Source organism: Alcaligenes sp. (assembly GCF_050255915.1).
Classification (GTDB): Bacteria; Pseudomonadota; Gammaproteobacteria; order Burkholderiales; family Burkholderiaceae_B; genus Alcaligenes; species Alcaligenes aquatilis.
The window spans coordinates 124089-149517 of record NZ_JBFWIQ010000001.1; the positions used below are offsets into that span (position 1 = coordinate 124089).

The window sequence follows — 25429 nt, forward strand, 5'->3', positions numbered from 1 at the left end:
GAGCCAAGGAGCCAAGGAGCCAAGGAGCCAAGGAGCCAAGGAGCCAAGGAGCCAAGGAGCCAAGGAGCCAAGGAGCCAAGGAGCCAAGGAGCCAAGGAGCCAAGGAGCCAAGGAGCCAAGGAGCCAAGGAGCCAACGCCGCGATACTTGGGTGTTCCGGCGGTCCGGCGTTCCGGCGTCCCGGTGTTCGGATTTCCGAGTTTCCTGGTGTTAAAAGATTAAAAGACGTGATCGATGCCCTTTGAGGCAGATAAAAAAACCGGCCAGAAGCCGGTTTTTCTAATCATGCCTGCTGGCCACCTACAGCAAAAACAACGTCGCCAGTCCCAGGAACAGCAAAAACCCCAGCGAGTCTGTTGCAAAGGTCAGCAGTACCGAGGAACCTACGGCCGGGTCATTGCCAAAGCGGTCGCGCAGGATCGGGATTAGTACACCCAGTGCGGCCCCAATCAGCATATTGCCGATCATGGCGGCCATCATCACCGCAGCAATGGCAATGGAGCCGGAGATAAACCAGGCAAAGAAAGCGGTTACTGCACTGCCACAGACCCCGACCAGAAAGGTCACCAGCAGCTCGCGCTTGATCAGTGGGATGACGTTGGAACCGGTGACACGGCCAGTGGCAATGGCACGAATAATCATGGTCATGGTCTGGTTGCCGGAGTTGCCGCCAATGCCGGCCACAATCGACATCAGGAACGCCAGGATCACAATGTGGCTGACGGTGTCCTCAAAGCGCGAGGCAATGAAAGAGGCCGTGGCCGCCGTACAGAGGTTGATCAGTAGCCAGGGGGCCCGGTTGCGGATAGCGGTGCGGATGGGGGCGAAAATGTCATCCTCTTGCAGACCGGCGCGAGACAGAGCCTGCTCTTCCGAGTCCTCTTGCAGCACGTCCACGACCTCGTCAATGGTGACTCGGCCAATCAGGCGGCCAATATCGTCCACCACCGGGGCGGACACCAAGTCATAGCGCTCAAATGCCCCGGCGGCATCCGAGTCCGAGTCCAATGGATTCAGAGTCAGGTAGTCGGTGGACATGGCCGAGGACACCAGAGTTTCGGGTTCGCTGACCAGCAGACGTGTCAGCGACAGGGTTCCCTGCAGTTTATCGGCACGGTCTACCACGAAGATCTGGTCAGTGTGGTCTGGCAGTTCCTGCAGGCGACGCAGGTAACGCAAGACCACTTCCAGGGTCACGTCCTCGCGCACGCGCACCATGTCAAAGTCCATGATGGCACCCACCGTATCTTCGGGGTAGCCCATGGCTTCGATCAGTTGCGCACGTTCTTCGTCCGTCAGGCCGCGCTGCACGGCGGCCACCACATCGGGCGGCAGGTCGGGCACCAGATCGGCGATTTCGTCGGCATCCATATTGCCGGCGGCGGCGATCAGGTCTGCCGCATCCATGGAGCGAATCAGCGACTCACGGGCCCAGTCCGCCACTTCCAGCAGCACGTCAGCATCGTGCTCGGCATCCACCAGTTGCCAAATGGCCTGGCGTTCCAGCTCGGGCAAGGACTCCAGAATGAAAGCAATGTCGGCCGGATGCAGATCGTTCAGGATGGCCTTGATCTCGCTTTCATGCTGGCGATGGATCAGGCCTTCAAGCAGGTTGGAACGGTCGTCGTCCTCGAACTGGCGTTGAGCCAGTGACTCGACCACCTCTTGGCGTTTGAGGATGTTTTTCAGGCGGTAAAGTGCCTGCTGCGCGTCCTCGGGCTCCAGGCGGCGTGGCTTGGGAGTGTCACTGGGCGAAGTAGGGTGTACCAGGTTTTCCTGCATAGGCCTGCCTGTCACAAATGCTTAGAGAGGGGGCAGCGGGCGGCTGCGGCGCTCGTCATCGGTGGCCACATACGTCAGCGTGGCTTCCGTTACCTTGACTGTTTCCAGTTGCAGGCGTTTGCGTTCTGCATACACTTCCACCGACACCGTAATGGAGGTGCGGCCAGTTTTGATGATTTCTGTGTAGAAGCTGAGCAAGTCACCCACAAACACGGGCTGTTTGAAGGTGAAGGCATTGACGGAAATCGTGGCAACCCGGCCTTGGGCACGTCGTGTTGCAGGAATTGCTCCGGCAATGTCCACCTGGGACATGATCCAGCCACCGAATACATCGCCGTGAATATTGGCGTCGGTGGGCATGGGCATGACGCGCAGGGTGGGGGCTCCGTCCGGGAGCGAAGAGATGTTGCTTGAAGTAGTCACAAATACTCCCGTATAGGAGGAAAGGGTGGTGGGACCGATGCCCGTAGCGCGCGGGCGCACGCCGTCAACAATAGAACTTGCCATTGTAACGGCAAGCTTTAACCCCGCTATGAAACATTTGTTAAAGCATCAATGATGTTGTGCCAGCCAGTCCAGGGCCAGCTTGGCCCAGTAGCTGGCACCAATGGGGATCAGGGCGTCGTTGAAATCGTAGCTGCCGTTGTGCAGCATGCACGGACCCATGCCGTGACCAGGGCTGCGATGATCGCCATCGCCATTGCCTAACCAGACATAGCAGCCTGGGACTTCCTGCAACATGAAGGAGAAGTCTTCGGCACCCATGGAAGGGCGGATGTCCTGACGCAGCTTGTCGGGGCCGGCCAGTTCCCGGATGACTTGCGCGCAAAAGGCTGCTTGTTCGGGATCATTGATGGTGGGAGGGTAGCGGCGGTCAAAGTCGAACTCGGCCTTGCAGCCTTGGGCCGCACAGCTTTGTTCGCACAGTTCGCGCATACGGGTCTCGACCAGATCCAGGGCTTCGGTGGAAAAGGTGCGTACCGTGCCGCGCATGACGGCCTCGTTGGGAATGACGTTGTCGGCAGAGCCTGCGTGAATCTGGGTAATGCTCAACACGACAGGCTCTAGCGGATCCACATTGCGGCTGACGATGGTTTGCAGGCTTTGCGCCAGTTGCACCGCCGCCATGATAGGGTCCACGCCCAGATGGGGCATGCCACCATGGGCTCCTTTGCCTTCAATGCGAATTTCAAAGGTATTGCTGGAGGCCATCATGGCGCCAGGTAAAACGCCGAAGGTGCCGGCAGGCATACCGGGCCAGTTGTGCAGGCCAAACACCGCTTGCATGGGGAAAAGCGTGAACAGGCCGTCCTTGATCATCTCGCGCGCGCCACCAAAGCCCTCTTCGGCAGGCTGAAAAATCAGATAAATAGTGCCAGCAAAATCGCGGTGTTCGGACAGGTAGCGAGCTGCGCCCAGCAGCATGGCGGTATGTCCATCGTGTCCACAGGCGTGCATCTTGCCGTCGTGGCGGCTTTTGTGTTCAAACTCGTTCAGCTCCTGCATGGGCAGGGCGTCCATATCGGCACGCAGCCCCACCGATGGGCCCTGGCCGCCGGTGCCCTTCAAGATACCAACAACACCTGTGCCACCCAGTCCGCGATGCACCGGAATGTCCCATTTCTCCAGCCAGGACGCGACCTGATCGGCCGTCCGGGTTTCCTCGAAAGCCAGTTCGGGGTAGGTGTGGAGATCACGCCGGATGGCCGCAATTTCATGGGACCAGGCGGAAATGGGATCAAACAGCTTCATGATGCGGGCTTGTCCTTGGGCTTGAACAATAAAGTAGAGTAGAGTTAACCATAAATAAACACGTATTAGGTGACAAGCCCTTGGATACTCAGCAAAAACCTTGGCTCGAGCATTATCCGGCCTCCGTGCCCCATGACATTCAGCTAGGCGCCGAGCAGACCTTGATCGATTGTCTGGATGCCGCCATGAAAAAGCATAAGGACAGGACTGCGCTGACCTTTATGGGGCATGACATTTCCTACGAGCATCTGGACCGCAGCGCAGATGCGTTTGCCGCCTGGTTGCAAGCCCAGGGCCTGGAGCGTGGCAGCCGTGTCATGCTGATGTTGCCCAATGGGCTGCCTTTCCTTATTTGCTTGCTGGGCACGATGCGAGCGGGCATGGTGGGCGTCAATACCAACCCCCAATACACCGAACGTGAGCTTGAGTTTCAACTGGCCGATAGTCAGGCCCAGGTTATTGTGATTCTGGAGAATTTTGCGCATGTGCTCCAGCAGGTTCCGGCGAATGTGAAGCCCGCCCATGTGGTGGTGAGCACCGTGGGCGACCTGATGGGACTTAAGGGCAGTGTGGTGAATTTTGCCGTGCGTTATTTGAAACGTATGGTGCCGTCTTATTCTTTGCCCGGTTCGCAGCGTCTGGAAGCAGTGCTGGATCGGGGCAGCAAATTGAGCCTGAGCCGTCAGCCCGCCAAACCGGATGATTTGGCGCTGCTGCAATACACGGGTGGTACAACGGGCCGCCCTAAAGGCGCCATGCTGAGCCAACGCAATCTGATGGCCAACGTTTTACAGGTAGAGGCCGTGGGCTTTCCCGCTTTGGGTGACTTCAAGGGCCCTGCCTACACCATGATGGTGGCCTTGCCGCTGTATCACATCTTCGCGCTGACCGTTTGTGGCTTGTTCGCCATGTATGCGGGTATGCATATGGTGCTGGTGATGAATCCACGTGATCTGAATTCGGTATACAAGGCCTGGAAACGCAATCCGCCCGAAGTCGTCCCCGCCGTCAATACCTTGTTCAATGCGCTGGCGAATCACGAAAAATTCCGTACTTTGCCGTTTGCACAACTCAAGCTGTGCCTGGCCGGTGGTGCCGCTTTGCAAAAGGCCGTGGCCGAGCGCTGGCTGGCCGTGACAGGCTGCCCCTTGATAGAAGGCTACGGCCTGTCGGAAACTTCGCCTGTGGTGGCGGTCAATGCGACGGACTCGCGCGAGTACAGCGGTACGATTGGCTTTCCCTTGCCGTCTACCGATGTGCTCTTGCTCGATGAGCAAGGCCAGCCAGTGGCGATGGGTGAGCAGGGTGAGCTGGCCGTCAAAGGGCCCCAGGTAATGTCGGCTTACTGGAATCAGCCCGAGGAAACCGCCAATGTCTTTACGCCTAATGGTTTCCTGAAAACGGGTGATATTGGTGTCATGGATCAGCAGGGACGAATTCGCCTGGTGGATCGCAAGAAAGACATGATTCTGGTGTCGGGCTTTAACGTTTATCCGAACGAAATTGAGGACGTGGTTGCGGCTCATCCCGATGTGCTGGAAGTGGCGGCGGTCGGAGTGCCCAGCGAGCATAGCGGTGAAAGCATCAAGCTATTTGTGGTCAAACGTAATTCATCACTGACTGAAGCCGATATCAAGCAATGGTGCAAAGAGCGCCTGACGGCGTACAAGCGTCCCCGTATCATTGAGTTCCGTGATGAACTGCCCAAGAGCAATGTGGGCAAGATCTTGCGCCGTGTCCTGCGGGACGAGCAAGTCAAGCCTGAAGCGCAGGCTTGATTTGGCGGCTTGGAGGAGGGGGCGATTATTCAGCAAATCGTCAAACCTGGCCTGCAACCTGATCTGCATGAAAAAAGCGAGCCGTCTTAAATGGCTCGCTTTTTTATTGGGTGATGAAGATCGGAGCAGGAAGTGTGGCAACCGGCCCCGAATAAGGCGTTAAGGTTTGGGTTTGGTCGGACGCTGTGTCAGCGACGGGCGCACCATGCCCAGCAATTCATCGGCAATGTGGGCATTGCCTGCGTAGACGTGGCCACTGACGGGCCAGGGCTCTTCCTGATACAGGTCCTGGCACACGCCCTTGGCTTCACGCACCAGCAAAGTACCCGCAGCAACGTCCCAGGGGGCCAAGCCCATTTCCCAGTATCCGTCGTAACGGCCGCAAGCGACCCAGGCCAGATCCAGCGCGGCGGCACCCATGCGACGTACCCCACGGCTGCCGGTAATGGCGGCGTTCAGGCTGGGCATGTACTGGTCGGAAAAAGAAAAGTCGCGAAATGGAAAGCCGGTGGCCAATACCGAATCCGCCAGTTTTTTCGATGAGGATGTTTGAATACGGCTGCCATTTAACCAGGCGCCCACCCCGTACATGGCTGTAAACAGCTCTTCGCGATTGGGGTCGTAGACCACGGCAATGACTGGGGTGTCCTGGGCTAGAACGCCGTTGTCCATTTGGGTGCCAGCAGGCGCAATCAGGGCGACCGAAACGGCATAGTGCGGGATGCCGTGCAAGAAATTGGTGGTGCCATCGAGCGGGTCGATATACCAGGTGGGGCGGCCTGTATTCACACCGCCGCTTTCTTCGGCCACGATATCAATGTCTGGAGTGCGTTCCATCAACACACTGATGCAGGCCTGTTCGGCTTCGTGATCGGCTTGTGACACCAGATCGTTGTGCATTTTGTTGCTGATCACCAGAGAGCTACGGTCCGACGCATAGGCTTGTAAAATAGCGGCGGCGGCATGGGCTGCAGTAACAGCAGCGTCCAGGCAGGCGCTGAGCGGTAAACGTGACAATGGCATGGCAATCCGGTTTTAAAAAGAAGAGTCTGAAAGAAAGACCTTTGATTGTACGTGTTTGTTGGTGTCAGTTTGATTAAGGCCAGTTTAAGGGGTTAGAGCGTGTGTGAGTGTTGTGATGGGCAGGAAAATTAATGGCTGCCTTTGCGTTTGAGCCTTTGGTCCCGGCCGATTTGGAATTCAATGAGCACGACGTGCCTGTCAGTGCTCTGTATCAGGATAGCTATCACCCGGCAGATGGCCCCTTGGGCCAAGCCCGGCGGGTTTTTCTGCAAGGCAATGGGTTGCCCGAGCGTTGGCGGGGGCGATCTCAATTCACGATTTGTGAAACCGGCTTTGGACTGGGAGCCAGCTTTCTGGCGACCTGGCAGGCTTGGCGTCAGGATCCGCAACGCAGCCAGAGGCTGCATTTCGTCTCGGTAGAGGCTCACCCCTTTCGCCAGGCCGATTTGGCGACTCTGTATGCTCGCTTGCCCGAGCAGTTGCAGGCTCAAGCCCAGCAGTTGCTGGCAGCCTGGCCCATACTGGTGCCGGGTATACACAGGCTGGAGCTGGATGAGGGGCGGGTCACGCTGACCCTGGCCTTTGGGCAAGCTGAAACCATGATGCGCGAGCTGCAATGCCATGCCGACGCGTTTTACCTGGATGGTTTTGCTCCCCGTGGCAATCCTGCCATGTGGTCGCGTTCGGTTCTGGGGCAACTGGTGCGTCTGGCTGCGCCAGGGGCGACAGCGGCTTCCTGGTGCTGTGCAGGGCAGGTGCGACGTGATCTGGCCTCGGTAGGGTTTGAAGTGGAAAAAGTCCCCGGTGCCGGGGGCAAGTGGTGCACTATTCGCGCTCGCTTGCGTCCCCATCTGGGACGACGCGGCAGCTTGCCGCCGCAACAGGGGCGGGTGGTAGTGATCGGTGCTGGTTTGGCGGGGGCGGCGTGTGCCTGGGAACTGGCGCGTAAAGGTGTGCCTGTTCTGGTTTGTGATCCGGCCTTGAGCCGGGGCCTGGATGCCACGCATCAAGGTCACCGTCTGGCTGCCATCTCTCCGGTATTCGCTCTGGATGATGCTCCCTTGGCCCGGTTGAGCCGCAATGCTGTGCTGCATGCCTGGCAAGGCTGGAAAGGCTTGCCAGAGGCGGCACGCCCGCGCCGAGTCGGGACGCTGGTATTTGGTCAGGCGGGCAATAGCGATGCGGATATTCAGCAGGCGTTGGCGCGTTTGGCTTTGGATCAGGACTGGGTGCAATGGCTGGATCGCGAGCAGGGCTCGGCCTTGGCCGGAGTGCCTTTGCAAGGCGGTGGCCTGTATTTCCCGCAAGGCATGGTGGTGGATCCCAGTGCACTGGTCGCCTGTCTGCTGGATCACCCTTTGATTCAATGCCTTCCAGAGCATGTGTTCTTGCAAGCCGGCCAGGGGCCGAATGCGTGGGATGTCTGCAATCAGCGGGGACAATGCCTGGAAAGCAGCAATCGTGTCGTGATAGCGGCAGCGGCCCAAAGCCTGAGCCTGTTGCCAGACGAGCTGCTGGCGGCGCATCCCATGCCTCGCTTGGCAGCCATGCAGCGTCTGGCCGGGCAGGTGACGTATTTATCTGTTGAGCAGGCGTTGACGCAAGGTGGAGTGACTTTAAGTGGCCAGGGCTATATCCTGCCTGTTGACCCGCAGGGGCAAGTCATCGGTAGCACCTACGAGCGTTTTGGTGAATCTGCCCAGGTCAGCCACCAGGGACATCAGCAAAATATCGAAAAAGTTTCTGCCATGCTGGCCAATCCTGCTGTGAGGGGGGAGATACCCGAACAGGGTTGGGCCGGTTGGCGTTGTGCCTTAAGTGACCATTTGCCCGTGATGGGTTTTGTGCCGGGCCAGCCCGGTTTGTTTATGGCTGCGGCTTACGGCTCACGTGGTTTGAGCTGGAGCCTGCTGGCAGCCAGTTTGTTTGCCGCTTATTGTCTGGAGGAACCTATTCCTTTGGAGCGGCGTTTGGAGCAAGCTTTAATACCTCGCTAAGGCCCGTTTTTCGAATTATTTCGGCGAAATTTGAAGCAACATTTTCCTTTGTAGCGCAAATACGTCAAAATAGTGGCCTTGTTAAGTAATCTTGAGCGTGACCCTGCGATCAGCATCGTGCCGTTCGCTCCACTCTGACGACGTGACACAATTGTTTAATCATCTGAGTTTGTTGACGACGAAACCGGCCTTGGCCGATTTCGCTTTTGTCGAAACCGATTTTGCGCTGCGCATCGAAGCTCATGCGCCGGGTGTTTTTCGTTTCCGCTGTATGCCGCTTGCCCGGCTCGATAACGAAAAGCTCAGTACCCGTGCCAAAGCTTTGGGCGATATGCTGCTGGCCCGCCATGAGGCGGTCAGCGAATTTCAACTGGAAACAGCCGATTCCGGCTGGCGGATTGAGCAGGGCGAAGTCGCCTTGCATATTCAGTCCAATCCCTGGCGCTTCGAGGTCCGGCGCGGCGATCAACTGCTCTTGAGCAGTGCGGCGCAACCGCTGACACTGGTGCAAGAGCCCAGCCGCTGTTGGCAGCTGGATCTGGCCCTGGCCGAGGAAGATGCCTTGTATGGTCTGGGCGAAACCTTGGGCGAGCTGGACCGCCGCGAGGAAATGATCGATACCGATCGTCCGGATGATCGCAGCCTGCCTTTGCTCTGGAGCACGCAAGGCTGGGGGCTGTACATCAATACCTTCGAGCGGGTGGAACACGATCTGGGCCAGCAGGATTTGGATGCGTACCGCGCTCGCGTACACGCTGCCGAACTGGATTTTTTCCTGTTCCTGGGCGATCCCAGCGAAATCATCAACCAGTACTCCGCATTGACGGGCCGTGCGGGTCAACCCGGTGTCACGCCTATGGGCTTGTGGCTGGATGGCGCTCAAGCGCAAGACGTAACGTCCTTGCGTGAGTTGGCCAATCAGTGCCGCGAGCAGGGTATTGCACTGGATGTGGCCGTCTTGCCGCCTCCTGAGCCGTACGATTTCCAGCAGGACAAACCGACGCTGGAGTGGGACGCCGCCCGCATGGCTGATCCCCGCGAGGCGTTCTCTGCCTTGCATAATGATCAGTTGCAACTGGCTGCCTGGACGCGTCCCTGCGTACAGGCGGGCACCAGCTTGTTTGAGGAGTGGGAAGATCGCGGCTGGTTGCTCATCAATGATGATGACGGCTGCGCCTATGTATTCCCGGGCGACGCGCTTAGCGGTGGCCGCGATTACGGCTTGCTGGACCTGACTCACAAAGACGTATTTCGCATGTGGACCGAGCGTCAGCGTCAGATGGTCGACGATGGCCTGGGGGCCGTGCTGTGCAATGCCCGCTTTGACATTCCTGATGCCGTTACCAGCCGGGGAGGCGAGTCTGGCGCTTTGTTGCGTGCGATTTATCCTGTGCTGGCACGTCAAGCCTTGTTCGACGCGGTTGCTGGTCACAAGACGCCGCAAGAAGGGGTGGTCGCCAGCCGCGACCTGAGTCCATCTTGTCAGCGCTTTGCCTGGCAATTGGGTCCTCAGGTCGAAAATACCTGGGCGGGTCTGACGGAATCCTTGAAGTCAGCCCTGGCCACCGGCAATAGTGGCGTGCCTATCCAGATTCATGGTTGGGGCAATGCGGCAGCATCGACCAGCGAAATGACGCCAGAGTTGTACCTGCGGTGGCTGGCCATGTCGGTTTTCTCGGCGAATTTCAGCCTGCAAGGTATTCCTGCTTTGCGGCCTGATGCGTTTGACGAAGAAACGCAGGCTCAGGTTGCCCATTGGTTGGAGTGGCGTTTTCGTCTGGTGCCTTATGTATTGGGCATTATTGAGGACGCTGTGCGTACCGGCTTGCCTGTACAGCGCTCTATGGCTCAAAGCTTCCCGGCAGATGCTCAGGCGCGTTTGTGGGACACCCAGTATTTATTGGGCCCTGCCTTGCTGGTGGCTCCTGTCTTGCAGCCGGGGCAGGATGTTGAGGTCTATCTGCCTGAAGGCGATGCCTGGTGGGATCTGAGTACCGGTTGGCGCTACGAGGGTGGCACGACCGTGAAAATGACAGTGGGTCTGGATCGTTTGCCGGTCTTTGGTCGCGAAGGACATATGCTGTGTCTGGGACCGGTGGTCAAGCACACCTCTGAATTTAACTCGGCCCGCTTGCTTGATGAGGTCTGGATGTTTGGCATGCCCGAGCACAGCCCGGTTGTGATGCGCAACAAGATCCGCGTCATGCAGATGCAAGGCTCCAGCTACATCAAAGGTCTGGAGGGATTGAAGATCCTGCCGTCCGAAGGGCTGGAGGTCAAACGCCGTGGTGCCGAGGTTCGTATTTCTCGTGCCCGTTAAGTCTTAGACGAACCTGATTGTCTTTGAATGCCTTCCGGCAGTGGGGTTAGCCCCCGTGTCGGGAGGCATTTTCTATTTTCAGCAGTCAATGCCTTTGGGCAGATGTTCAGATTTTGTTTCTGAAACCGGGAAAAGGGCTGGGGCAGGCCCGTCTCAAGGCCCTGTTTTCATCTTTTTTGAAGAAACATGCTTTTTTTCTGATTATTTTGCATTTAGTGCTTGACGAGTCCTTGGAATCGGGTCATAATTTCATCTTTCAGTAGGGGGTCGTTAGCTCAGTTGGTAGAGCAGCGGACTTTTAATCCGTTGGTCGCGCGTTCGAGTCGCGCACGACCCACCACTACACTGAAACGTAGAAACAAGGCCGCGCTTAGCGGCCTTTTTCTTTGGGCGCTTGCCTTGCACAGCCAAGGTCACGTCCGCGCATTAGCCGGTCGGAAATCTTGCTATACAGTGCAGCCCTCAGTATGGTTTCAATATTTCCAAGGGTTATATCTATCTGGTCATTGTCAAATTTGCTTTATGGTAAATTTCGCTTACAGCTCAGGCTTTTATAACTCGACTGACTAACTAGGCTGAGTTCATTTTGATTCGTCTTGAACACATCTCAAAAACCTATTCTTTGGCAGGCAGGACCGTTCATGCTTTGAACGACGTTTCCTTGCAGATTCACCAAGGAGAGGTCTTCGGTATTATTGGTCGCTCGGGTGCTGGGAAAAGTACGCTGATCCGCATGCTCAATCTGCTTGAGCAACCCAGTTCAGGCCAGGTCTGGGTACAGGATCAGGACATCACACGTTTTTCGGGCGCGCAGTTGCGCGCTTTCCGACAAGGCGTGGGCATGGTGTTCCAGCATTTTAATTTGCTTCACTCCCGCACGGTTCTGGATAATGTCTGCTTTCCTCTGCGCTTGGCAGGGGTAGGTCGTGTTCAACGCCACGCTCGTGCTCTGGAAGTGTTGGAGCTAGTGGGCTTGAAGGATCATGCCAACAAGTATCCCCGTCAGTTATCGGGCGGACAGCAGCAGCGTGTCGGTATTGCGCGTGCCCTGGCTAATCGACCGCAGCTTTTGCTCTGTGACGAAGCCACCTCGGCGCTGGATCCAGAAACTACCCAGTCCATCTTGCGCTTGCTGCGCGAGATCAATCAGGAACTGGGGCTGACGATTGTCTTGATTACCCACGGTATGGATGTCATTCGCTCCGTCTGTGACCGGGTGGCGGTGATTGACGCCGGCCAGATTGTAGAGTGTGGCGAAGTGCTGGATGTGTTTCTGCATCCGCATCATCCCACCACGCAGTCCCTGCTCAGCGAAAGTGGCGTGAACGCTGACGACTGGCATGCATTGGCAGAGGGTGTGCCCGGTAGTGTCATGCGCCTGAGTGTGCGTGGTGTGGCCACGACCGAGCCTTTGATTAGCCGCATTACCAGCCAACTGGGGCTGAATGTGAGCATATTGCAGGGGGCCATTGGTCGCATCAAAACCGAGCCTTACGGCCAACTGGTTGTGGCCGTACAAGGGGATGCGCAGGCTAAGGCAGGGCTGGATGCCTTGCTGACTGAATTGAATGTCCAATTTGAGGTATTGCGGCCATGAACTTTAGCAACTTGGATTGGGCGCTGATTGGTGAGGCCACGATTGATACCTTGTTGATGACAGGTATTTCGCTGGGCTTTACCGCAATTATTGGTTTGCCATTAGGCGTGCTGCTGTTTCTGACCAGCCGCAAGCAGATGTTGGACAATGCCTGGATCTACCAGAGCTTGTCCCTGATCGTGAACATTTTGCGTTCCGTGCCGTTCCTGATTCTCTTGATCGTCATTATTCCCTTGACGCGCATTTTGGCCGGTACGTCTTTGGGAGTGCAGGGCGCGATTCCGCCTTTGGTCTTGAGTGCGGCGCCGTTTTTTGCCCGCTTGGTAGAAAATGTTTTGCGTGAACTGGATCCTGGTGTGAATGAGGCCTGCCGTGCCATGGGAGCCAACTCTCGTCAGACGGTTTTACTGGCTTTATTGCCCGAAGCGACGACCGGCATTGTGGCAGCCCTGATTGTGACTGCGATTGCACTGGTGGGCTATTCAGCCATGTCCGGGGTGATTGGCGGTGGTGGTCTGGGTGACCTGGCCCTGCGCTTTGGTTATCAACGATATCAAACGGATGTCATGGTGGTTACCGTGACTATTCTGGTGGTGCTGGTGCAACTCCTGCAGGTGTTTGGAGACGCCATGGTGGCTCGTTTGAGCCGAAAATAAGTTCTGGCAGCTATCGTGATAGTCTTGCCTTTCTGAAACTGGAGTCGCTCATGTCTTTGAAGAAATTTGTTCCCGTTCTGGCCTTGTCCGTGTCGGCTCTGCTGGCCAGTGTGGCCCAAGCCGCCGAGACCTTGTCGGTTGCTGCTACCCCTGTGCCACACGCCGAGCTGCTGGAGTTTGTCAAGCCTGCTTTGGCCAAGGAAGGCGTGAACCTGGATATCAAGGTGTTCACCGATTACGTGCAGCCCAACCAGCAAGTGGCTGACGGCCATATCGATGCCAACTTCTTCCAGCACAAGCCTTACCTGGATACCTTCAACAAAGAACACAAAACCGATCTGGTGTCGGTGGCCGTGGTTCACGTTGAGCCCTTTGGTGCTTACTCCACCAAGATCAAGAGCCTGGACGAGCTGAAAGAAGGCGCACTGGTGGCAATCCCTAACGATCCGTCCAATGGCGCTCGTGCTTTGCTGTTGCTGCAAAAAGCAGGTGTTCTGACCCTGAAGGATCCTTCCAATATTCTGGCGACCTCGCGTGATGTGGACCAGAACCCCAAGAAGCTGAAGTTCAAGGAACTGGAAGCTGCTACCTTGCCGCGCGTACTGGCTGATGTGGATATCGCTCTGATCAACACCAACTACGCGCTGGAAGCGGGTCTGAACCCCACCAAGGATGCTTTGGCTATTGAAGGTGCAGACTCTCCTTACGCCAATTTGATCGCGGTGGCTGCCAAGTCCAAGGACGACCCACGTGTAGCCAAGCTGATCCAGGCTTTGCATAGCGAAGATGTGAAGAAATTCATTGCAGACAAATACAAGGGGGCCATTGTTCCTGCGTTCTGAATGTGAGTTTTGATACGGCTCATTGTCTGAAAAACCTCGGGATTTCCCGAGGTTTTTCTTTTTTTAAAACTATTAAATACGAAGAGTTGGGCTGCTTCGGGTAGCATAGATCAACGCTGGGCCAGGTCATGAGCCTGTACCAGACTTGGGTAAACATCGAACTGGCTGATTGTGGGTCAGTCCCTACAGAGGAGTAACGGATGTTCAATAAGAAAATGAAAACCCTGATGGCCGGCTTGGCCCTGGCTTTGGCTTTGCCCGCTGGGCAGGCCTTGGCGCAACAAGGCAAAGAGCTGGTGGTCGCAACCGATACGGCGTTTGTGCCTTTTGAGTTCAAGCAGAACGGTAAGTACACAGGCTTTGATATCGACTTGTGGGATGCGGTCGCAAAAAAAGCCAATCTGAATTACCGCTTCCAGCCCATGGATTTCAACGGCATTATTCCAGGTTTGCAAACGCGCAATCTGGATGCCGCGCTGGCCGGGATCACCATCCGTGATGACCGCAAGCAAGTGATTGATTTCTCCGATCCTTACTACGAAAGCGGTCTGGCTATTTTGGTCAACACCGATAACTCCGCCATCAAGACCGCCGCCGACCTGGAAGGCAAGACGGTGGCTGTGAAGATCGGTACGGCCACTGTGGACTTCATGCAGCGTTCGGTGCCCACTGCCAAGCTCAAGCTGTTTCCCAATATCGACAACGCCTTCCTGGAGCTGGCAACAGGCCGTGTGGATGCCGTGGTGCACGATACCCCCAATGTGCAGTATTACGCCCAGACCGGCGGCAAGGACCGTGTGAAGGTCACTGGCGCTGTGAAAAGTGGTGACTTCTACGGTATTGGCTTTCCCAAGAACAGCGAACTGGTTCCGGTTGTGAACCAGGCTCTGAAAGACATTCGTGCTGACGGCACTTACGACAAAATCTACCAAAAATGGTTTGGCAAGCAGCCTGATTAAACAGCGCGGAGCCAAGCGCATGCCAGGCGGTGATCGCGTGTCGTAACGGGATCACCGCTTTTATTTTTTGACGCTCTGTTGCGAGCGTTTATTCAAAGACAAAGGTAGCACTGTGACTTTTGAATGGGACGCTATCTGGGGGGCTTTACCCAGCCTTCTGGAAGGTACAAAAATGACGCTGCTCATTACCCTGTCGGGTTTGATGGGTGGCGCTGTATTGGGTTTTCTGACCGGGGTGATTACCACCTATGTTCGGGTGCCGGTCACTTGGCGCCGGGCAGCATGGTTCATCCTGGGGCTGTTTGTGCTCGGTTTTGTGATCAAGGGCCTGTCCTGGCTGACAGGTAATTGGTTGAGCTTTGTGCCGGCCTGGATCTGGAGTTCGCTGCAGGCATTGATGGCCCTGTTCTTGCTGGCTTTTTTCAGGCGCTATCTGCTGCTGGTTCTGTCCTTTCTGTGCCAGGTCTATGTGCTGCTTATCCGCGGCACGCCGATTGTCGTGCAGGTAATGTTTATCTACTTTGCGCTGCCCCTGCTGGCCAACATCCGCATTGATGGACTGACTGCCGCCATTTTTACCTTGATGATCAATTCCGGAGCCTATATTTCCGAGATCGTACGTGGTGCCTTGCAATCGGTGCCCAAGGGGCTGAAAGAGGCAGGCGAGGCGATGGGCTTGCCGTTTTACAAGATTTTGCGGCACATCATTGGGCCCGTGGCATTTCGCCGCATGATTCCGGCCATGGGTAACCAGTGCATTATCAGCCTGAAGGATTCATCGCTGTTTATTGTGATCGGTGTGGCCGAACTGACTCGCCAGGGTCAGGAGATTATTGCGAATAACTTTCGTTCGGTGGAGATTTGGGGGGCGGTTGCCGTGATCTATCTGATCCTGACTGGCCTGATTGCCCTGACTCTGAAGTTGATTGAACACCGTATGAGGATTGTATGAGTATTGTCGAGTTCAAGCAGGTAACCAAGCGCTTTGGAGACAATATCGTGCTCGACGATATCAGTCTGACGATTGATAAGGGCGAAGTGGTTGTGGTGGTCGGCCCCTCGGGTTCGGGGAAGTCGACTTTTTTACGGTGCATCAACAAGCTGGAAGACATTCAGGCGGGCGACATTGTGGTCAATGGCTTGAGCGTGAATGGTACGCCAGCCCAAGTGCGGGAGCTGCGCCGGGAAGCTGGCATGGTGTTTCAGCAGTTCAATCTGTTTCCGCAGATGAGTGCGTTGGAAAATGTCATGTTCGGGCCCGTGCATACGCGGGGCATGGATCGCGCCCAGGCGCGTAAGGAAGCGATGGAGCTGCTAGCCAAGGTGGGCTTGGCCGAGCGCGTCAATCATTACCCGAATGAGTTGTCCGGTGGTCAGCAGCAGCGAGTGGCTATCGCCCGTGCATTGGCGATCAAGCCTAAGTTGATGCTGTTTGATGAGCCAACCTCTGCGCTGGACCCGGAGCTGCGCCAGGAGGTGCTCAAGGTCATGCAATTGCTGGCAGAGGAAGGCATGACTATGGTGGTGGTAACCCACGAGATGGATTTTGCGCGTCGTGTGGGCAGCCGTCTGATTTTTATTGATCAGGGCCGGGTAGCGCATGATGGGCCGCCTGCCGAGCTGCTCAGTGATCCTCCTAGCCAACGCCTTAAAGACTTTTTGCAGCATGTAGCTTAAAGCGTCTGTCGGGATCGTTGGGCATAAAAAAGCCCTTCAGGGTTTTGGCGATGGAGCCAAGGACCTGAAGGGCTTTTTTGTCATTGCCTGCCTGTACGTGACAGACGGGCAAGGGTTGTTATTTCGATGGAGTGACGTAGATGGTACGTGTGGCCACGACGCGGTTCGAGCCATCTGGCTTGATGCGTATCGTGACCTGGCGCGGCGTAAAGCCGGCGGGCAGTTCGGCGGAGCCATTGATGTAGGCATAACGGCCTACGCTGACGGTCTGGCCAGGCAGGTCCACATTGCCAGAGCGGCCATTGCTGTAACGACCCGCTGCAACCAGTTCCATCGTGCCGCTAAATTCGGTTTCTTTGCCCTTGTCTTGCATCAGCAGCACAAAGTGATTCAGTTGGCCTTCCTTGATGGTGAATTCGGCAGCGCGAATGCCGGGCGAGGTCCCGCGCGGGTCTGGCGGCATGGCATCAGCAAACAGGGCAATGTCTTTTTCCAGTTTGGTGACCATGGCCTGCAGGTCGCTGGTCTGTTTGCCAAGTTTGTCCTCGTTTTGGCTGACGTCTTCCAGCTCGCGGCTGGTCTGGTTCAACTGAGTTTGCAAACGTTGCTTCTCGGCGTTGGCACTGTTCAGATCATAGTGCAACTGTTCGGACTGCTCTACGGTCAGGCGCGTGGGGCCATAACTTTGTTGCAAGAACAGCAGACCGCCCGCACCCAGGGCAATGCCTGTCAACAGCAGGACAAACCAGCGTGGAATACGGCGTTTTCGACGGCTGGAGCCGTAGGCGGTGGGCTTGAATACGGTGCGTTTGGAGGAACCAAGCATGAGAACAGACGTTCCTGTCAGACAAGGGACTTGAGACAAATCAAGTCCTGATTACAAAACCCATTAGCATAGACGTCATTGGGGCTAAGGAGGCGGGACTGGTTGGCTTTGTTGCCCTTTGTTGTGCTTGGAAACGTCTGCCAACCAGACTGCGAATGATCAGTTTACTGTGAGGGTGCTAACGATTCCAAGTGTTGGTTTAGCTGGTTTAATCGTTCGGGGGTGCCCACATCCATCCAGAAACCTGGATGCAGGCTGCCTAGTACTTGATGGCGATCAATGGCGGCGTGTAACAAAGGAGCGGCTTTGGCTGGCTGATCTTTAGGCAGGTGCGCAAAGAGTTCGGGCTTGTAGACTCCTATGCCGCTCAAGGTGGCGCTACGGGCTCCCGCACAGGCTTTGGCGCATAGATGCAATTGTCCTTCCTGCATGCCAAAGTCGCCTTCGGGGTGGTGGGGTGGGTTGGGGGTCAGGATCAACCAGGCCTGCTCCGGGCCTGCTTGCAGGCGCTCGGCCATGGCAAAGGCCTGTGCCGGATCCCAATCACACCAGATATCGCCATTCATTAACAAGAAAGGCTGGTCTTGGAAAAAATCCAGTGCCCTGGCAATGCCACCGGCCGTTTCCAGGGCGGTTTCTTCTGGTGAGTAACTCAGGCGCAGCCCCCATTGGCTGCCGTCCCCCAGGGTAGATTCAATCTGCTCGCCCAACCAGGCGTGGTTGATGATGACGTCACGAAAGCCCGCTTTGGCCAGCGCACGCAAATGCCAGACGATCAGTGGCTGGCCGCCGGCCGGAATCAGAGGTTTGGGGCAGGTGTCGGTTAAGGGACGCATGCGCTCGCCTCGACCCGCCGCCAGAATCATGGCGCGCATCAGACCGTCATGCCTAAAACAGTTTGGCGGCCTTCCAGACGGTTCAAGAGGCGCAGCAAACCGTTGAAGCTTTCGTAGCGGCTGGCCACTTGGTGTACATACCCGAGCAGGCGGGGCATGTGATCCAGGTAATGGTGTTTGCCGTCACGCAGAGAAAGGCGGGCAAAGACACCCAGAATACGCAGATTGCGTTGCAGGCCCATCCATTCGTATTGCTGGTGGAAGACGGCGAAGTCGGCGGGGACATCCAGACCGGCCTCCATGGCGGCTTGCCAATAGCGAATTGCCCAGTCCAGTTGCTGCTCCTCCGTCCAGGTTACGCGCGCGTCCATGACTAAAGAGGCAATGTCATAAGTGATGGGGCCGGCCAAGGCATCCTGATAGTCAATGACGCCAGGCTCTGTCTGTCCGGGCAGGGGCATCATCAAATTAGGGCTGTGGAAATCCCGGTGCACGAGTACAGTAGCGCTTTGCACATTGCCCTGAACCAGTTCGGCAAAGGTCTTGCGCAACATGGCCTGATCTTTTTCATTCAGCTCAAACTGGCGGTGCTTCTGTATGTACCATTCGGGGAATACTTGCAGCTCTTCTAGCAGGCGCTGTTCGTTGTACTCAGGCAAGCCCGTGGTGTCCGCTTGTTGCAATTTCACCAGGGTCAGCAGCGTACTGCGGTACAGTTTGTCCAGCTCGCTTTGTGGCAAGGGGTTTTTCAGGGCGGTCTGGAAATTGTCCTGGCCCAGGTCGCTCAATAGCAAGAAACCTTGCTCGGTATCAGCCGCCAGGATCTCGGGCACATGAATACCAGTAGGTGCCAGCAGTTCGGTAACGTGTATAAAGGGTTTGCAGTCTTCAGTGGCGGGGGGGGCATCCATCAAAACGACGCTGCGGTCCTGGGCCTGAAGGCGAAAGTAACGGCGAAAGCTGGCGTCGCTGGAGGCCATTTGCAGGCTGTCGATATCCAGCCCAAAGCGGGATTTCAGGGTGTTCAGCCAAGAGATTGCTTGCTGCAAACGAGGGTCGGTAGCGGCAGAAATAGAAGCAGACATAAATAAAGGAAGCAGAAGATCGTAACGGATTAGTGTTTAGCAGTGCCGCTAAACGGCAGGCTTAACTATAATACCGGGTCGCCAGGGTTTTTCATCTGGTGCGAACAAATGGCAGGACACAACTGGAGGCGCAGTCTTAGTGCGAGTTGCGGCGTGGTATATCGTGTTGATGATGACAGGCATGGGGGTCGCCCAGGCTGAGTCGTCCGTGCGTCCGTCTTTAAAGACGTCCCCCGGTTTGCAAGTGCGCAAACTCCAGGAAGAGGACATGGCCGTCTATTTAATAGGCGATCAGATGAAAACGCTACAGGACGGTACGTTGCGTCTGGAAGGCGGTGCTCAGGTTCGGCGCATTGACTCTGTGGTCAAAGGCGATCGGATCGACTATCAGGAAAAAACCGGCCAGGTGCAAGTCCGTGGCAATGGCTTGATCATGCGTGACGGCGCTTTGGTGCGCAGCCAGGAGTTTGATTACAACCTGGATGCCGATACCGGGCGCATGTCATCGCCGGAGTTCTGGCTGGGTGCAACGGGTGGCAGGGGAACGGCGACGCAGGCTGACATTCTCAGCTCTAATCATATGCGTTTGTCTGACGTGAATTATTCGGGTTGCCCATGTCCTGAGCCGTCCTGGTATATCCAGTCGTCCAAAGTAGACCTGTATTCCAAGGAAAATGAAGGGGTGGCGCGTAATGGCGTCCTGTATTTCAAGGGGGTCCCCCTGTTGTACTCCCCCTACTTGACCTTCCCGTTGCGTAAAGAGCGCAAGTCGGGTTTTCTGTTGCCTACTTACGGCATGACTACGCGCGGTGGTTTGGACCTGAGCGTGCCGTATTACTTGAATCTGGCGCCGAATTACGATGCTACCCTGACGCCGCGCCTCATGAGCAAGCGCGGTGCCATGCTGGGCGGTGAATTCCGTTACTTGGGTGACAGCTTCTCCGGAGAGCTGACGGGTAACTACCTGCCTGATGACAACGAGCTGGGTTATAAACGTTGGCTGTTCATGGGGCAGTATCGCCAGAGTCTGCCAGCCAGCTTTTATCTGAATGCCGATATTCGCCGGGTGTCGGATGACGATTACTTTCGTGATTTCAGCAGTTTTGGCCTGAATGATTCGACTATTCAGGATCTGGCCAGCACAGTGACGCTGGGGTGGGGCGGTTCCAAGTATTTTCGCTCCCACGTCAGTGCAACGCGTTATCAGACCTTACAGGACTCCAGTACCGGTTACCGCCAACCACAATACGACAAATTGCCTGAATGGTATTTGGGAGCATCCCGTTATAACTGGGGTGGCTTTGATGTGGTCAGCGATAACTACGCAACCCGTTTCCGCTTGCCGTTTTACAGCGGTAACCTGAGCGAGTTCGACAATATGCGCAGCACCCGTCTGGCTCCAGATGGTACGCGTTTCTCGTCCTATACGACGGTGGCTTACCCTGTCGTTCGCCCAGGCTGGTATATCACGCCGAAAGCGGGCTTGCACATGAGTCAATACCAGACGGACTGGTATGTGGGTGACCCCAATATGGCCAGGTTCGCAGACCGCTCCCGTACGCAAAGTCGCGTGCTGCCCATTCTGTCTCTTGATTCGGGCATGACTTTCGAGCGCGACACCACCTTGTTTGGCAATGACTCCATCCAGACCCTAGAGCCGCGTGTGTACTATTTATATGTGCCTTATCGCGACCAGTCTACGCTGCCCTTGTACGACACCAGTCTGGCCAGTTTCAACTTTGCCCAGGCCTTTAGCGAAAACATCTTCTCGGGTGGTTGGGACCGTATTTCCAATGCGAACCAGGTGACGGTGGGTTTGACTTCCCGTTGGTTGGATGCCGACACCGGCTACGAGCGTCTGGTTCTGCAGGCTGCTCAGCGTTTGTATTTTGATAAGCAAACTGTCACCTTGGGCGATGAAAAGGCGCGTACCAGCACCCGTTCGGACTACCTGGTCGGTGCCAGTGCCGCCTTGACCAATACGTTCTCGGTCAATTTCGATGCACAATTTAACCCTGACGAAAAACGCCGCAACCGCCTGGCTTCCGGTATTCGTTGGCGTCCCAAACGTCTGGCCACACTGGGTGTGAACTATCGTTATGAACGTGACCCGCGTCAGGTTGTGGATCCTTTTTTTACGCCTACCGAGGAAGATCATCGTGGCAAGGAATACGTCTCCATGACGGGCCAATGGCCCTTGAGCAACAAGCTGTATGCGGTGGGGCGTTACGATTACTCCATTCAGGAAAGCCGTGGTACACAGACGGTGTTGGGCTTGGAGTACAAAGGTGATTGCTGCTGGGCGGCGCGAGTGGTTCTGCAACGCTATGCGGTTTCGGCCAGGGAAACCAATAAAGCCATGTTCTTCCAGCTGGAGCTGTCCGGTTTGGGCGGCATTGGCAACGACCCTATCAAAATGTTGCGTGATCGCGTGATCGGCTATGAACCCATCTCGGACCCCGTACAGGAAAAAATGATTCATGAGAGGTATGAATAATATGCGTTTCAGCTTGAAAAACCGCAGCCTGTCATTGGCTTTGATGGCCGTCATGGGGCTGGGTACGGCTCACATGGCTCAGGCGCAATCCAAGCCCGCTGCAAACAAGGCAGCACCGGCTGCCGCCTCCCAGTTTGTGGACGGCATTGCTGCCGTGGTCAATGACGAGGTTATTACCTTGCGTCAAGTTGATCTGGAAGCGGCTCAAGTGCTGGAACAGCTCAAACGCCAAAAAATCCCGACTCCTGAGCAAGACGTTTTGCGTAAACAGGTTTTACAACGTCTGATCAACGAGCGTCTGGAGCAGCAGGAAGCGCGTGCCATGGGCATTTCTGTCGGCCCTCAGCAGGTGGATGAAGGCATACGCATGATTTCCTCGCGCAACAATATGACTGAAGCCCAGTTGCGTGCCGAGATTGAAAAAAATGGCATTACTTGGGAACAGTATCGTGCCAATCTGAAGCAGGAAATTCTGCTGGATCAGTTGCGTATGCGTGCGGTCGACAGCAGCATCAATATTACGGATGCCGATATCGATATTTATCTGCGCTCTCAAGGTGGTGCGGGTTTGGGTAATTTGGGGCAGTCCGCTGCACAAAGCCAGAATGCGCCCGTTGCTCTGGCGCAGATTCTGGTGCGGGTGCCTGAAGGCGCCAACGCGAGTGAAGAAGCCCGTTTGCGTACCAAAGCTGAAGGTCTGTTGGCCCAAGCTCGTTCGGGGGCAGACTTTGCGGGTTTGGCTGCGTCCAACTCGGACGGTCAGGAAGCCCTGAATGGCGGTGTGATGGGAAGCCGTTCACTGTCCGACTGGCCTGATTTGTTCGCACAAGCTGTTCATAACCTGGCTCCCGGCCAGGTTTCCAACCTGATCCGCAGTGGTCAAGGTTTTCACATTCTGAAGGTGCTGGAGCGTGGCGGCGCTGCGCCAAGCAATACCTCGCCTGTGGCCAGTGCGACATCGGCCCAATCGGGTCCCATGATGGTGACTCAGACGCATGCTCGCCACATTCTGGTCAAGCTCTCCAAGGTCATGACCTCCGAGCAGGCCCGTCAACGTATTGAGCAATTGCAAGTGCGTTTACGCAACGGTGAGTCCTTCCAGGATCTGGCCAAGCGTTACTCGGAAGACAGCAGTGCGCCACAAGGTGGTGATTTGGGTTGGCTCTCGCCCGGTGAGACAGTACCTCCGTTCGAGCAAGCCATGGACAAGTTGCAGCCTGGCAACGATACCGCCGTGGTCGAGTCCCAGTTTGGCTGGCACTTGATCCAGGTTATCGAGCGCCGTACCCGCAATATGGAAAACGAGTACAAGCGTATGCAGGCTCGTCAGGCCCTGTTCCAGCAGCGCGCCGAGCCTGCTTTTGAGGACTGGCTGAACAGCTTGCGTGGCCGTGCTTACATTGATAACCGTTTGGACCCCGAGTCCAGCACCCGCCGTCGCTAAGGACAGGTATGGCCCAGCATCAGGCGCGCAAGCGCTTTGGACAGAACTTTCTGGAAGATGAGGCCATCATCGACCAGATCATCCGTGCGATTGGCCCTCGGCCTGTCGATAATATGGTGGAAATTGGTCCGGGCCTGTCGGCCCTGACCCGACCATTGACGCAGGCGCTGGAGCGCTTGCGCGTGGTCGAGATTGACCGCGATCTGGCGGCTCGCCTGCGTCATCATTATTCGCCCAACAAGCTGGAAATCATTGAGGCTGATGCCTTGAGCGTGGATTTCGGTGCCTTGGGCCCGAATCTGCGTATTGTGGGCAACCTGCCTTACAACATTTCCAGTCCTTTGCTGTTTCATTTGCTGGACTATGCCGATGCCGTGCTGGACCAGCATTTCATGCTGCAACGGGAAGTGATCGACCGCATGGTCGCCAAACCCGGCTCCTCGGATTACAGCCGATTGTCGGTGATGTTGCAGGCACGCTATCGCATGACCAAGCTCTTTGAAGTGCCGCCCGAGGCTTTCAACCCACCGCCGCGAGTGGTGTCCGCCGTGGTGCGCATGGTGCCTTTGCCCGCTGACCGTGCCCAGGCCCGTGATGCAAAGGTGTTCAGCCAGGTTGTGGCCCGCGCGTTTGCACAAAAGCGCAAGATGTTGCGAGGTGGTCTGGGTGACTGGACACCCCATATTGATTGGGAGGCCTTGGAAATTGCGCCGACCAGTCGTCCTGCTGATTTGTCCTTGGAAAAGTACATTGCGCTGGCCGATCACCTGATGGATAAGGGCGTTCTATAAGCCGCCAGATGCACAACACTCCCTAATGAATGACACCCCAAAAATTGGACCTTGATCCTGTTTTGGGGTGTTTTTCATGGTGGGCCCTGTTAAGGCCACACCTTACTGCGATAATCAATCCTTCTTGGCTGAGTCTGCTGGGGCGATGCTTCTGACTCTCACGCTGAGCCTTGGCTCCTAGCCGAAGAACCAATAACAAACGGCGATGGCGGCCAGTACGCCGGCCAGATCGGCAATCAAGGCGCAGGAAACGGCGTGGCGAGCACGTTGTATGCCTACCGCACCAAAATACACGGCCAGCACATAGAACGTGGTTTCGGTACTGCCTTGCACCGTTGCGCCCAGTAGTGCGGGAAAGCTGTCTACACCGTGATGCTGCATGGTTTCGATCAGCAAGGCGCGAGCGGCACCGGCCGAGAAGGGTTTGACCAAGGCGGTAGGCAGGGCATCAATAAAGCGTGTATCCAGCCCGATCAGGTTGACCAGCCAGCGGATCATGTCCAGCACGATATCCAGGGCGCCAGAGCTACGCAGCACGCCTACTGCACACAACATGGCAACCAGATAAGGCAGTAGGTCCTTGGCGACGCCAAAGCCCTCTTTGGCGCCTTCTACAAAGGTTTCATAGAGCGGCACCTTGCAGCGCCATCCGATAAGCAGAAACAGCCAGATAATGGACAGCAGGGTCAGGTTACCCAGCAAGGAAGAAAGCGATTGGATAGCCGCAGCGCTAAGTGTGGCTAGCAAGGCCATGAAAGAGCCCAGGATCAGCGCAAATACCCCAAACCACAACATCAGCACCGGATCAAACAGACGCAGGCGCTGCACCAGGGCCACGCTAAGCAATCCGGCCAGCGAGGAGGCGGTGGTGGCCAGCAGAATGGGCAGAAACACCATCGTGGGGTCCGGTGCGCCTTGTTGGGCCCGGTACATGAAAATGCTGATGGGAATCAGCGTCAGTGACGAGGCATTCAGCACCAGAAACAGGATCTGAGCGTTGGTGGCGGTGTCCGGATGCGGGTTCAGTGTTTGCAGCGACTTCATGGCCCGCAAACCTATGGGCGTGGCGGCATTGTCCAGGCCCAGGCCATTGGCGGCGAAGTTCAGGGTGATCAAGCCCAAAGCGGGGTGACCTGCAGGCACGCCAGGCATCAGGCGGCTGAACAGTGGTCCCAGCCAGCGAGCCAAGGTGTCGATCAGCCCGGCTTTCTCGGCAATTTTCAAGAAACCCAACCACAGGGTGAGCGTGCCAAAAAGCAGCAGCATCAGTTGCACGGACAGGGCGGCCATATCGAACAAGCTGCGCACCATCTGCGCGAAAATTTCGCTATTGCCCCCGACCAGCCACTGGTAAAAACCGCTGACGGCGGCGATCAGGAAGAAAAGCAGCCAAAGAGTATTGAGCATAGTGTTGGCAGTAAACAGGGCAGGGACAAGCCAAGCTAGATTGTCGCAGAATCCAGGCGGGTTTTAGCGGCTACGCTATGTAAGGGTGTTGGCACAAATAGTCGCAAAATAGGATTCGAGTCGCTTGGCTCTGATTTTGAACTTGAAACCACCTGATCGGG

At 56.3% G+C, this 25429-nt stretch carries 20 protein-coding genes and 1 tRNA gene; 13 read left to right on the forward strand and 8 right to left on the reverse strand.

Annotation, left to right across the window (positions count from 1 at the left end; genetic code table 11):
- Positions 1 to 299: 299 nt before the first annotated feature.
- The 3 genes from mgtE to AB7E06_RS00565 all read right to left on the reverse strand — a co-directional run bounded on the left by mgtE (position 300) and on the right by AB7E06_RS00565 (position 3533).
- A complete protein-coding gene (mgtE, locus tag AB7E06_RS00555) occupies positions 300 to 1781 on the reverse strand; it encodes a magnesium transporter (protein ID WP_125277032.1) in 1482 nt (493 codons plus the stop codon).
- A gap of 21 nt (positions 1782 to 1802) precedes the next feature.
- Entirely contained in the window at positions 1803 to 2147 is a 345-nt protein-coding gene (locus AB7E06_RS00560) for an acyl-CoA thioesterase (protein ID WP_003803527.1), read from the reverse strand.
- 186 nt (positions 2148 to 2333) lie between these two features.
- Positions 2334 to 3533, reverse strand: coding sequence for a M20 aminoacylase family protein (locus AB7E06_RS00565; RefSeq protein ID WP_094195763.1), 1200 nt, complete (start codon positions 3531 to 3533; stop codon positions 2334 to 2336).
- A gap of 80 nt (positions 3534 to 3613) precedes the next feature.
- Here AB7E06_RS00565 and AB7E06_RS00570 point away from each other — a divergent pair, with 80 nt between their 5' ends.
- Positions 3614 to 5311, forward strand: coding sequence for an AMP-binding protein (locus tag AB7E06_RS00570; RefSeq protein WP_427954690.1), 1698 nt, complete (start codon positions 3614 to 3616; stop codon positions 5309 to 5311).
- 159 nt (positions 5312 to 5470) lie between these two features.
- Here the strand turns inward: AB7E06_RS00570 and AB7E06_RS00575 are convergent, their stop codons facing one another.
- A complete protein-coding gene (locus AB7E06_RS00575; RefSeq protein ID WP_094195765.1) occupies positions 5471 to 6334 on the reverse strand; it encodes an inositol monophosphatase family protein in 864 nt (287 codons plus the stop codon).
- 131 nt (positions 6335 to 6465) lie between these two features.
- On the opposite strand from AB7E06_RS00575, the gene mnmC reads away from it, so the two are divergent.
- The 9 genes from mnmC to glnQ all read left to right on the forward strand — a co-directional run bounded on the left by mnmC (position 6466) and on the right by glnQ (position 16382).
- The gene (mnmC, locus tag AB7E06_RS00580; RefSeq protein ID WP_346549066.1) at positions 6466 to 8331 is read left to right on the forward strand and encodes an FAD-dependent 5-carboxymethylaminomethyl-2-thiouridine(34) oxidoreductase MnmC; all 1866 of its coding nucleotides are present in this window, start codon (positions 6466 to 6468) and stop codon (positions 8329 to 8331) included.
- A 151-nt stretch (positions 8332 to 8482) separates the two neighbouring features.
- Positions 8483 to 10651, forward strand: coding sequence for a glycoside hydrolase family 31 protein (locus tag AB7E06_RS00585; RefSeq protein WP_094198266.1), 2169 nt, complete (start codon positions 8483 to 8485; stop codon positions 10649 to 10651).
- A 264-nt stretch (positions 10652 to 10915) separates the two neighbouring features.
- Positions 10916 to 10991, forward strand: a tRNA-Lys gene (locus AB7E06_RS00590).
- A 246-nt stretch (positions 10992 to 11237) separates the two neighbouring features.
- On the forward strand, positions 11238 to 12248 hold the full coding sequence (locus AB7E06_RS00595; protein ID WP_108728026.1) for a methionine ABC transporter ATP-binding protein: 1011 nt from the start codon (positions 11238 to 11240) through the stop codon (positions 12246 to 12248).
- Positions 12245 to 12904 (forward strand): methionine ABC transporter permease, encoded by a 660-nt coding sequence (locus AB7E06_RS00600; protein ID WP_022983463.1) that lies wholly within the window; start codon positions 12245 to 12247, stop codon positions 12902 to 12904. Before AB7E06_RS00595 ends, AB7E06_RS00600 begins: the two co-directional genes overlap by 4 nt.
- Before the next feature lie 50 nt (positions 12905 to 12954).
- Complete coding sequence (locus AB7E06_RS00605) at positions 12955 to 13746, forward strand: MetQ/NlpA family ABC transporter substrate-binding protein (RefSeq protein WP_094195768.1); 792 nt, start codon at positions 12955 to 12957, stop codon at positions 13744 to 13746.
- A gap of 227 nt (positions 13747 to 13973) precedes the next feature.
- Positions 13974 to 14705: a glutamine ABC transporter substrate-binding protein GlnH gene (gene glnH, locus AB7E06_RS00610; RefSeq protein ID WP_395013717.1), complete on the forward strand. Its 732-nt coding sequence runs from the start codon at positions 13974 to 13976 to the stop codon at positions 14703 to 14705.
- 112 nt (positions 14706 to 14817) lie between these two features.
- Positions 14818 to 15657 carry an ABC transporter permease subunit gene (locus AB7E06_RS00615; RefSeq protein WP_395013623.1) on the forward strand — a complete coding sequence of 280 codons (840 nt, stop codon included), beginning with the start codon at positions 14818 to 14820 and terminating at the stop codon, positions 15655 to 15657.
- On the forward strand, positions 15654 to 16382 hold the full coding sequence (gene glnQ, locus AB7E06_RS00620) for a glutamine ABC transporter ATP-binding protein GlnQ (protein ID WP_094195771.1): 729 nt from the start codon (positions 15654 to 15656) through the stop codon (positions 16380 to 16382). The genes AB7E06_RS00615 and glnQ overlap by 4 nt, the downstream gene beginning before the upstream one ends.
- A 118-nt stretch (positions 16383 to 16500) precedes the next feature.
- Here glnQ and AB7E06_RS00625 read toward each other — a convergent pair whose 3' ends face one another.
- The 3 genes from AB7E06_RS00625 to AB7E06_RS00635 form a co-directional block, all read right to left on the reverse strand.
- The gene (locus tag AB7E06_RS00625) at positions 16501 to 17208 is read right to left on the reverse strand and encodes a hypothetical protein (RefSeq protein WP_125277029.1); all 708 of its coding nucleotides are present in this window, start codon (positions 17206 to 17208) and stop codon (positions 16501 to 16503) included.
- Positions 17209 to 17372: 164 nt separating this feature from the next.
- Entirely contained in the window at positions 17373 to 18083 is a 711-nt protein-coding gene (murU, locus tag AB7E06_RS00630; RefSeq protein ID WP_125277028.1) for an N-acetylmuramate alpha-1-phosphate uridylyltransferase MurU, read from the reverse strand.
- Entirely contained in the window at positions 18083 to 19129 is a 1047-nt protein-coding gene (locus AB7E06_RS00635; protein WP_108728024.1) for an aminoglycoside phosphotransferase family protein, read from the reverse strand. Before AB7E06_RS00635 ends, murU begins: the two co-directional genes overlap by 1 nt.
- A gap of 139 nt (positions 19130 to 19268) precedes the next feature.
- Between AB7E06_RS00635 and AB7E06_RS00640 the strand changes: the two genes are divergently transcribed.
- Genes AB7E06_RS00640 through rsmA form a run of 3 tightly spaced genes read left to right on the forward strand, consistent with a single transcriptional unit; the run spans position 19269 to position 23861 of the window.
- Positions 19269 to 21626 (forward strand): LPS-assembly protein LptD, encoded by a 2358-nt coding sequence (locus AB7E06_RS00640; protein ID WP_319802196.1) that lies wholly within the window; start codon positions 19269 to 19271, stop codon positions 21624 to 21626.
- On the forward strand, positions 21619 to 23070 hold the full coding sequence (locus AB7E06_RS00645) for a peptidylprolyl isomerase (protein ID WP_108728023.1): 1452 nt from the start codon (positions 21619 to 21621) through the stop codon (positions 23068 to 23070). The genes AB7E06_RS00640 and AB7E06_RS00645 overlap by 8 nt, the downstream gene beginning before the upstream one ends.
- Positions 23071 to 23078: 8 nt before the next feature.
- On the forward strand, positions 23079 to 23861 hold the full coding sequence (gene rsmA, locus AB7E06_RS00650; RefSeq protein ID WP_094195776.1) for a 16S rRNA (adenine(1518)-N(6)/adenine(1519)-N(6))-dimethyltransferase RsmA: 783 nt from the start codon (positions 23079 to 23081) through the stop codon (positions 23859 to 23861).
- 177 nt (positions 23862 to 24038) lie between these two features.
- Here the strand turns inward: rsmA and AB7E06_RS00655 are convergent, their stop codons facing one another.
- Positions 24039 to 25268: a nucleoside recognition domain-containing protein gene (locus AB7E06_RS00655; protein ID WP_125277027.1), complete on the reverse strand. Its 1230-nt coding sequence runs from the start codon at positions 25266 to 25268 to the stop codon at positions 24039 to 24041.
- Positions 25269 to 25429 lie beyond the last annotated feature (161 nt).

Bases quoted from the DNA above. Each gene is read 5' to 3' on its own strand.
- AB7E06_RS00600 (WP_022983463.1), top strand. From the start codon at position 12,245: ATGAACTTTAGCAACTTGGATTGGGCGCTGATTGGTGAGGCCACGATT.
- AB7E06_RS00645 (WP_108728023.1), top strand. From the start codon at position 21,619: ATGAATAATATGCGTTTCAGCTTGAAAAACCGCAGCCTGTCATTGGCT.
- AB7E06_RS00560 (WP_003803527.1), bottom strand. From the start codon at position 2,147: ATGCCCATGCCCACCGACGCCAATATTCACGGCGATGTATTCGGTGGC.
- AB7E06_RS00635 (WP_108728024.1), bottom strand. From the start codon at position 19,129: ATGTCTGCTTCTATTTCTGCCGCTACCGACCCTCGTTTGCAGCAAGCA.
- glnH (WP_395013717.1), top strand. From the start codon at position 13,974: ATGGCCGGCTTGGCCCTGGCTTTGGCTTTGCCCGCTGGGCAGGCCTTG.
- mnmC (WP_346549066.1), top strand. From the start codon at position 6,466: ATGGCTGCCTTTGCGTTTGAGCCTTTGGTCCCGGCCGATTTGGAATTC.
- AB7E06_RS00655 (WP_125277027.1), bottom strand. From the start codon at position 25,268: ATGCTCAATACTCTTTGGCTGCTTTTCTTCCTGATCGCCGCCGTCAGC.
- murU (WP_125277028.1), bottom strand. From the start codon at position 18,083: ATGCGCGCCATGATTCTGGCGGCGGGTCGAGGCGAGCGCATGCGTCCC.
- rsmA (WP_094195776.1), top strand. From the start codon at position 23,079: ATGGCCCAGCATCAGGCGCGCAAGCGCTTTGGACAGAACTTTCTGGAA.
- AB7E06_RS00605 (WP_094195768.1), top strand. From the start codon at position 12,955: ATGTCTTTGAAGAAATTTGTTCCCGTTCTGGCCTTGTCCGTGTCGGCT.
- AB7E06_RS00575 (WP_094195765.1), bottom strand. From the start codon at position 6,334: ATGCCATTGTCACGTTTACCGCTCAGCGCCTGCCTGGACGCTGCTGTT.
- glnQ (WP_094195771.1), top strand. From the start codon at position 15,654: ATGAGTATTGTCGAGTTCAAGCAGGTAACCAAGCGCTTTGGAGACAAT.
- AB7E06_RS00625 (WP_125277029.1), bottom strand. From the start codon at position 17,208: ATGCTTGGTTCCTCCAAACGCACCGTATTCAAGCCCACCGCCTACGGC.
- mgtE (WP_125277032.1), bottom strand. From the start codon at position 1,781: ATGCAGGAAAACCTGGTACACCCTACTTCGCCCAGTGACACTCCCAAG.
- AB7E06_RS00565 (WP_094195763.1), bottom strand. From the start codon at position 3,533: ATGAAGCTGTTTGATCCCATTTCCGCCTGGTCCCATGAAATTGCGGCC.